General features: G+C 62.8%; 9 protein-coding genes. 5 read left to right on the top strand and 4 right to left on the bottom strand.

What is annotated here, in order from left to right; all coding sequences use genetic code 11:
* Positions 1 to 40: 40 nt before the first annotated feature.
* The 3 genes from trbC to J8G26_RS15560 all read right to left on the bottom strand — a co-directional run bounded on the left by trbC (position 41) and on the right by J8G26_RS15560 (position 2,156).
* Positions 41 to 505, bottom strand: coding sequence for a conjugal transfer system pilin TrbC (gene trbC, locus J8G26_RS15570; RefSeq protein WP_011114046.1), 465 nt, complete (start codon positions 503 to 505; stop codon positions 41 to 43).
* 16 nt (positions 506 to 521) lie between these two features.
* Positions 522 to 1,484 carry a P-type conjugative transfer ATPase TrbB gene (gene trbB / locus J8G26_RS15565; protein WP_000132020.1) on the bottom strand — a complete coding sequence of 321 codons (963 nt, stop codon included), beginning with the start codon at positions 1,482 to 1,484 and terminating at the stop codon, positions 522 to 524.
* Positions 1,485 to 1,793: 309 nt separating this feature from the next.
* Positions 1,794 to 2,156 carry a transcriptional regulator gene (locus tag J8G26_RS15560; RefSeq protein WP_011114045.1) on the bottom strand — a complete coding sequence of 121 codons (363 nt, stop codon included), beginning with the start codon at positions 2,154 to 2,156 and terminating at the stop codon, positions 1,794 to 1,796.
* 113 nt (positions 2,157 to 2,269) lie between these two features.
* On the opposite strand from J8G26_RS15560, the gene J8G26_RS15555 reads away from it, so the two are divergent.
* Together J8G26_RS15555 and trfA are read left to right on the top strand one after the other, a co-directional pair.
* Entirely contained in the window at positions 2,270 to 2,611 is a 342-nt protein-coding gene (locus tag J8G26_RS15555) for a single-stranded DNA-binding protein (protein WP_000019167.1), read from the top strand.
* 46 nt (positions 2,612 to 2,657) lie between these two features.
* Positions 2,658 to 3,878 (top strand): plasmid replication initiator TrfA, encoded by a 1,221-nt coding sequence (gene trfA / locus J8G26_RS15550; protein WP_011114072.1) that lies wholly within the window; start codon positions 2,658 to 2,660, stop codon positions 3,876 to 3,878.
* A 112-nt stretch (positions 3,879 to 3,990) separates the two neighbouring features.
* Here trfA and J8G26_RS15545 read toward each other — a convergent pair whose 3' ends face one another.
* Positions 3,991 to 4,425, bottom strand: coding sequence for a mercury resistance transcriptional regulator MerR (locus J8G26_RS15545; protein WP_003131969.1), 435 nt, complete (start codon positions 4,423 to 4,425; stop codon positions 3,991 to 3,993).
* 71 nt (positions 4,426 to 4,496) lie between these two features.
* Between J8G26_RS15545 and merT the strand changes: the two genes are divergently transcribed.
* The 3 genes from merT to merA all read left to right on the top strand — a co-directional run bounded on the left by merT (position 4,497) and on the right by merA (position 6,892).
* Positions 4,497 to 4,847, top strand: coding sequence for a mercuric ion transporter MerT (merT, locus tag J8G26_RS15540; protein WP_003131974.1), 351 nt, complete (start codon positions 4,497 to 4,499; stop codon positions 4,845 to 4,847).
* Between the two features lie 12 nt (positions 4,848 to 4,859).
* On the top strand, positions 4,860 to 5,135 hold the full coding sequence (gene merP / locus J8G26_RS15535) for a mercury resistance system periplasmic binding protein MerP (RefSeq protein ID WP_003131987.1): 276 nt from the start codon (positions 4,860 to 4,862) through the stop codon (positions 5,133 to 5,135).
* Positions 5,136 to 5,206: 71 nt separating this feature from the next.
* Positions 5,207 to 6,892 (top strand): mercury(II) reductase, encoded by a 1,686-nt coding sequence (gene merA, locus J8G26_RS15530; RefSeq protein ID WP_003158917.1) that lies wholly within the window; start codon positions 5,207 to 5,209, stop codon positions 6,890 to 6,892.
* Positions 6,893 to 6,907: the final 15 nt, after the last annotated feature.

Raw genomic sequence — 6,907 nt, 5'->3', positions numbered from 1 at the left:
AAGATCAGTCTACCTGTCAATATTATTTACGGATAAATCCTTACCCCGCGATGTGGCCGCGCTCGGCCCAGCGCATGACGGCTTCGCCGGGGAAGCCGGCCACGTCCAGCGCGGCGACCTTGACCTGGTGCAGCGCGCCATCGGTCAGGGCGGCGATTTCCGCGCCACGGCCGAAGAACGTGCTCATCATGTTCTGCGCGCCGACCAGCAGGGCCATGACCAGGACGATGAAGATCAACGTGCGGAAGAAGCCGTTGAGTTCGCCGCCGAAGATCAGGATGCCGCCGGCGACCACGATGCCGATGATCGACAGCGCGAAGGCCACCGGGCCGGTGACGGAGTTGCGGAGGTTGGTCAGCCAGCTCTCATACGGCAGAGAGCCGCCGGTGCCCTCGGAGGCGAATGCGTGCTGGGGGGCCAGCAGGAAGAACGCCAGGAGGGCGAAGAGGCCCATGTAGAACAGGGCGTTGCGGTTGAGGCGGAATGCCGGGAAGGTTGCTTGCATTGGTCGTAACTCCTAGTCAGAGGGTTTTGGTGATGTACTGGCCGTTGGCGAACCCGGAAACCTCCAAGATTTCCTGGATGCGCCGCGAGCCTTCGACGCGGGCGATATGAACAACCACGTGAACCGCCTCGCCGATAAGCGGTTCAATGGGTTTCGGGGAATCGGGGTGCATGCTGATGAGCATGGCGAGCCGATCCAATCCAGCTTTGGCGTTGTTTGCGTGCAGGGTTGCAGCACCTCCTTCGTGCCCGGTGTTCCAGGCCATCAACAGATCAAGGGCTTCGGGGCCGCGCACCTCGCCGACCAGGATTCGGTCGGGGCGCATGCGGAGGGTGGTTTTCAGCAGCGCCGTCATGTTCACGTCGATGCTGGTGTGGTACTGGACGTAGTTCTCGGCGGCGCACTGGATTTCGCCGGTGTCCTCGATGATGAAAACCCGCTCGGTCGGGTCTTGAATCACCATCTCGTTGATGATCGCGTTCACCAGCGTGGTCTTGCCCGAGCCGGTGCCGCCGATCACAAGGATGTTCCGGTGCGCGCGCACCGCTGCAATCAATGCCTCGCGCTGCGGCGCGGTCATGATTCCGCGTTCGACGTACTGATCGAGCGTGAAGATGGCGACGGCCTTCTTCCGAATGGCGAAGGTGGGTGCGGGCACAACCGGCGGGAGCTGGCCGGCGAAGCGACTGCCATCAAGGGGCAGCTCGCCTTCCAGGATCGGCTTGGAGCGCGTGACTTCCTTGCCGTGGTAGCCCGCGATGGTTTCGATGATGGCTTGCGCCTGCGCGACGCGCAGCGTGCCGATGCACTTCATCGGCTCGCCCAGGCGTTCGAGCCAGAGCTTGCCGTCCGCGTTGAGCATGATTTCAACGGTCTTGGGATCGTTGAGGGCGGCCAGCAGCTCCGGCCCCATGTCGCGTTCGAGCTTCTTCTTCGCCCGTTCCTTGATGCTGTTGTGTTCTGGTTTCTGGTCGGTCATTCCGTATGCCCTGTATGCCGTTGCGTTTCGCGCATTCTACACAGGTTCATACGATATACCGAACTAATTTCGACCGCAACACCGAAGCGCACAAGGGTGACTTCGGCCGCGACGTTGCATCGCGGATTGCAGGGGCGAAAGAGGCGACAACGCGGCGCATGCTCCGTGCGCCCTCGCGCCGAACCCGTGGCGTTTGCGTTATGGGTTGTCCGGGGGTTGAGCCACCCCGGCGGGCTTTAGCGGCTAAAACTTGGCTGGCTCTTGTGGCTCAGTTCCGCGCCGCTTCCCTTCCCTTCTCACATCCTGGCGTCAACTCCCTCTAAGTTTCTTCCTTGTCGCTTCGCCCCACTTCTTGACGATGAACGCCTGGTGTTCTGGCAGCACGGCCGCCACGCGCTCGAAGCCTGGCGGCAGGCTTCGGGGTGCCTTGCCGCCGGCCAGGGTGTCAAGGGCTTCTTTGTCCAGGTCGGTCGATTCAAGCAGGAGCGGCAGGGGAGTTTCAAGGGCCTGCGCAATGTCCTCCATCACCTTTAGGGAGGGGTTGGCTTTGCCAGTAGTGAGATCGGACAGGAAGGAGATCGAAACCCCCGACCTGTCCGATAGCTCCTTTTTCGTCATGTGCCGCTCATCGAGCAGCCGGAGCACGTTCGTGAAGAAGATGTAGTTGTACAAGGCCCGTATGCCTTCTCGGTGCGGGCGGCAGAAAATTTTAGCCGCTAAAGTTCTTGACCACGGACGCAGGTTTAGCTAAACTGACGACTCCATTAGCGAAAGGAGCATGACGAATGAGCCACAACCTGTTCCAGTTTATCGGTAATCTTACCCGCGATACCGACGTTCGCCATAGCGAAAACAGCGCCCGCGCCGTTTTCGACCTGGCTGTCAATCGCGTGTGGCGCAACGCAGCCGGTGCGAAGCAGGAGCAGACGGACTTCTTCCGCATCAAGTCGTTCGGCGGCCTGGCCGAGAACGCGGGCAAGTACCTGGGCAAAGGCTCCAAGGTGTTCGTCCAGGGCCGCATCGAGCCGACGAAGTACGAGAAGGACGGCAAGACCGAATACGGCTTCGATTTCATCGCCGAGGAAATCGAATACCTGGACACCAAAGCGCCAGGCGGCGGCCAGTAAGGCCAGGCCCGGCCACGGCCGGGCAGTATGCTAGGAGGGAGATTAGATGCAGAACGAGTTCAACGAGCAGGAATACAGGCGCAAGCTCATCGAGGGCGGGCTTAGCGAAGCCGACGCCACCGACCTTGCCGCCCGTACCGCCGCCGCTCGCAGGGACTCGGGCAGCGCCGGCGGGGCCTTCCGCCCCGCCGGTTCCCTCTTCGAGCTGCCGGCCACGGCCGGCGACAACGAGGCGGCTTTGCCGCCGAAGCTACCGACGCCGGCAAGTGCCGCCGTCGAGCGATCCGAGCGCATGGCGCAGGAATCGGCCGAGCTTGCGCGCACGATGGGCCTGCCGCCCGAACCGCGCACCGCCGTGAACAAGATGGCCGAGCAGATCGGCGCGCTGGCCCAGGACAAACGGAGTAGTGCGATGGCGACCAAGAAGCGAACGGCCGGCGGTGAGCTGGCCGAGAAGGTCAGCGAGGCCAAGCAGACGGCCTTGCTCAAGCACACGAAGCAGCAGATCAAGGACATGCAGCTCTCGCTGTTCGACCTGGCTCCCTGGCCGGATCACATGCGGGCACTGCCCAACGACTTCGGGCGGTCGGCGATCTTCACCGTCCGCAACAAGAAGGTGCCGCGCGCCGCGCTGCAAGGCCAGTCGATCTACCACGTCAACAAAGACGTGGAGATCACCTACACCGGGATCGAGCTGCGCGCCGACGACGACGAGCTGGTATTCGCCCAGGTGCTGGAGTACGCGAAGCGCACCGCGCTCGGAGAGCCGGTTTCCTTCACGTTCTACGAGCTTTGCCAGGACTTGGACTGGTCAATCAACGGTCGGTACTACACAAGGGCCGAGGAATGCCTGACGCGGCTCCAGGCGTCGGCCATGCAGTTCTCATCCCAACGCATCGGCCGGCTCGAATCGGTGTCGCTGATCCGGCGCTTCCGCGTCCTGGATCGCGGCAAGCGCACGTCGCGCTGCCAGGTCGAGATCGACGCCGAAATCGTGGTGCTGTTCGCCGGCGACCACTACACGAAATTCGTGTGGGAGAAGTACCGCAAGCTGTCGCCCACCGCGCGGCGCATGTTCGACTACTTCGCCACCCACAAGGAGCCGTACCCGCTCAAGCTGGAGACGTTCCGGCTGATGTGCGGCTCGGATTCCACCCGGCCGAAGAAGTGGCGCGAGCAGGTAGGCGAAGCGTGCGACGAGCTGCGCGAAAACGGCCTGGTCGAAAGTGCGTGGGTGAACGACGACCTGGTGCATTGCAAGCGGTGATCGCCCCCCTGCCCTCCCCTGGAGCCGCCCGAGATCGAGGCGGCTTTTTTTCTCGAGCATCGCCACTTCCGGCGAGGCAGGGGTCGTCTCAGAAAACGGAAAATAAAGCACGCTAAGGCATAGCCGAACCTGCCAAGCTTGCTCCACCCTGTAGTGACGCGATCAGCGGGCAGGAAACGTTCCCCCTTCGCGCATGGCAGGCGCACACCAACTCAGACAGCACGGCCTCCATGCGCGCCAGGTCAGCCATTTTCTCGCGCACGTCCTTGAGCTTGTGCTCGGCCAGACTGCTGGCTTCCTCGCAATGGGTGCCATCCTCCAGCCGCAGCAGCTCGGCGATCTCATCCAGGCTGAAGCCCAGCCGCTGGGCTGATTTCACGAAGCGCACCCGCGTTACATCCGCCTCGCCATAGCGGCGGATGCTGCCATAGGGCTTGTCAGGCTCCAGCAACAAGCCCTTGCGCTGATAGAAACGGATGGTCTCCACATTGACCCCGGCCGCCTTGGCGAAAACGCCAATGGTCAGGTTCTCCAAATTGTTTTCCATATCGCTTGACTCCGTACATGAGTACGGAAGTAAGGTTACGCTATCCAATTTCAATTCGAAAGGACAAGCGCATGTCTGAACCAAAAACCGGGCGCGGCGCGCTCTTCACTGGAGGGCTTGCCGCCATCCTCGCCTCGGCTTGCTGCCTCGGGCCGTTGGTTCTGATCGCCTTGGGGTTCAGCGGCGCTTGGATCGGCAACTTGGCGGTGTTGGAACCCTATCGCCCCATCTTTATCGGCGTGGCGCTGGTGGCGTTGTTCTTCGCCTGGCGGCGCATCTACCGGCAGGCAGCGGCCTGCAAACCGGGTGAGGTCTGCGCGATTCCCCAAGTGCGAGCTACTTACAAGCTCATTTTCTGGATCGTGGCCGCGCTGGTTCTGGTCGCGCTCGGATTTCCCTACGTCATGCCATTTTTCTACTGATCGGAGTTCACCATGAAGAAACTGTTTGCCTCCCTCGCCCTCGCCGCCGTTGTTGCCCCCGTCTGGGCCGCCACCCAGACCGTCACGCTGTCCGTACCGGGCATGACCTGCTCCGCCTGCCCGATCACTGTCAAGAAGGCGATTTCCAAGGTCGAAGGCGTCAGCAAAGTTGACGTGACTTTCGAGACACGCCAAGCGGTCGTCACCTTCGACGATGCCAAGACCAGCGTGCAGAAGCTGACCAAGGCAACCGCAGACGCGGGCTATCCGTCCAGCGTCAAGCAGTGAGTCACTGAAAACGGCACCGCAGCACAACGGACGTCATTGTCTGGCGCCACAAACGATAAAGGATCTGTTGCATGACCCATCTAAAAATCACCGGCATGACTTGCGACTCGTGCGCGGCGCACGTCAAGGAAGCGCTGGAAAAAGTGCCAGGCGTGCAGTCGGCGCTGGTGTCCTATCCGAAGGGCACAGCGCAACTCGCCATCGTGCCGGGCACATCGCCGGACGCGCTGACTGCCGCCGTGGCCGGACTGGGCTACAAGGCAACGCTAGCCGATGCGCCACTGGCGGACAACCGCGTCGGACTGCTCGACAAGGTGCGGGGATGGATGGCCGCCGCCGAAAAGCACAGTGGCAACGAGCCCCCGGTGCAGGTAGCGGTCATTGGCAGCGGTGGAGCCGCGATGGCGGCGGCGCTGAAAGCCGTCGAGCAAGGCGCGCAGGTCACGCTGATCGAGCGCGGCACCATCGGCGGCACCTGCGTCAATGTCGGCTGTGTGCCGTCCAAGATCATGATCCGCGCCGCCCACATCGCCCATCTGCGCCGGGAAAGCCCGTTCGATGGCGGTATTGCGGCAACTGTGCCTACGATTGACCGCAGTAAGCTGCTGGCCCAGCAGCAGGCCCGCGTCGACGAACTGCGGCACGCCAAGTACGAAGGCATCCTGGGCGGTAATCCGGCCATCACCGTTGTGCACGGTGAGGCGCGCTTCAAGGACGACCAGAGCCTTACCGTCCGTTTGAACGAGGGTGGCGAGCGCGTCGTGATGTTCGACCGCTGCCTGGTCGCCACGGGTGCCAGCCCGGCGGTCCCGCCGATTCCGGGCTTGAAAGAGTCACCCTACTGGACTTCCACCGAGGCCCTGGCGAGCGACACCATTCCCGAACGCCTTGCCGTAATCGGCTCGTCGGTGGTGGCGCTGGAGCTGGCGCAAGCCTTTGCCCGGCTGGGCAGCAAGGTCACGGTCCTGGCGCGCAATACCTTGTTCTTCCGTGAAGACCCGGCCATCGGCGAGGCGGTGACAGCCGCTTTCCGTGCCGAGGGCATCGAGGTGCTGGAGCACACGCAAGCCAGCCAGGTCGCCCATATGGACGGTGAATTCGTGCTGACCACCACGCACGGTGAATTGCGCGCCGACAAACTGCTGGTTGCCACCGGTCGGACACCGAACACGCGCAGCCTCGCGCTGGACGCAGCGGGGGTCACTGTCAATGCGCAAGGTGCCATCGCCATCGACCAAGGCATGCGCACGAGCAACCCGAACATCTACGCGGCCGGCGACTGCACCGACCAGCCGCAGTTCGTCTATGTGGCGGCAGCGGCCGGCACCCGTGCCGCGATCAACATGACCGGCGGCGATGCGGCGCTCGACCTGACCGCAATGCCGGCCGTGGTGTTCACCGATCCGCAAGTGGCGACCGTGGGCTACAGCGAGGCGGAAGCCCACCACGACGGGATCGAGACCGACAGCCGCACCTTGACCTTGGACAACGTGCCGCGTGCGCTCGCCAACTTCGACACACGCGGCTTCATCAAGTTGGTTATCGAGGAAGGCAGCCATCGGCTGATCGGCGTACAGGCGGTCGCGCCGGAAGCGGGTGAACTGATCCAGACGGCGGCTCTGGCCATTCGCAACCGCATGACGGTGCAGGAACTGGCCGACCAGTTGTTCCCCTACCTGACGATGGTCGAGGGGTTGAAGCTCGCGGCGCAGACCTTCAACAAGGATGTGAAGCAGCTTTCCTGCTGCGCCGGGTGAGAAAAAGGAGGTGTT

The organism is Acidovorax sp. JG5 (assembly GCF_017939685.1).
Taxonomy (GTDB): domain Bacteria; phylum Pseudomonadota; class Gammaproteobacteria; order Burkholderiales; family Burkholderiaceae_C; genus Acidovorax.
This window is presented reverse-complemented; position numbering and strand designations above follow the sequence as displayed.

What these genes read in the sequence shown, in the direction of transcription:
- trbB (WP_000132020.1), bottom strand. Translation starts at nt 1,484, where the DNA reads ATGACCGACCAGAAACCAGAACACAACAGCATCAAGGAACGGGCGAAG.
- J8G26_RS15555 (WP_000019167.1), top strand. Translation starts at nt 2,270, where the DNA reads ATGAGCCACAACCTGTTCCAGTTTATCGGTAATCTTACCCGCGATACC.
- merA (WP_003158917.1), top strand. Translation starts at nt 5,207, where the DNA reads ATGACCCATCTAAAAATCACCGGCATGACTTGCGACTCGTGCGCGGCG.
- trfA (WP_011114072.1), top strand. Translation starts at nt 2,658, where the DNA reads ATGCAGAACGAGTTCAACGAGCAGGAATACAGGCGCAAGCTCATCGAG.
- merP (WP_003131987.1), top strand. Translation starts at nt 4,860, where the DNA reads ATGAAGAAACTGTTTGCCTCCCTCGCCCTCGCCGCCGTTGTTGCCCCC.
- trbC (WP_011114046.1), bottom strand. Translation starts at nt 505, where the DNA reads ATGCAAGCAACCTTCCCGGCATTCCGCCTCAACCGCAACGCCCTGTTC.
- J8G26_RS15545 (WP_003131969.1), bottom strand. Translation starts at nt 4,425, where the DNA reads ATGGAAAACAATTTGGAGAACCTGACCATTGGCGTTTTCGCCAAGGCG.
- merT (WP_003131974.1), top strand. Translation starts at nt 4,497, where the DNA reads ATGTCTGAACCAAAAACCGGGCGCGGCGCGCTCTTCACTGGAGGGCTT.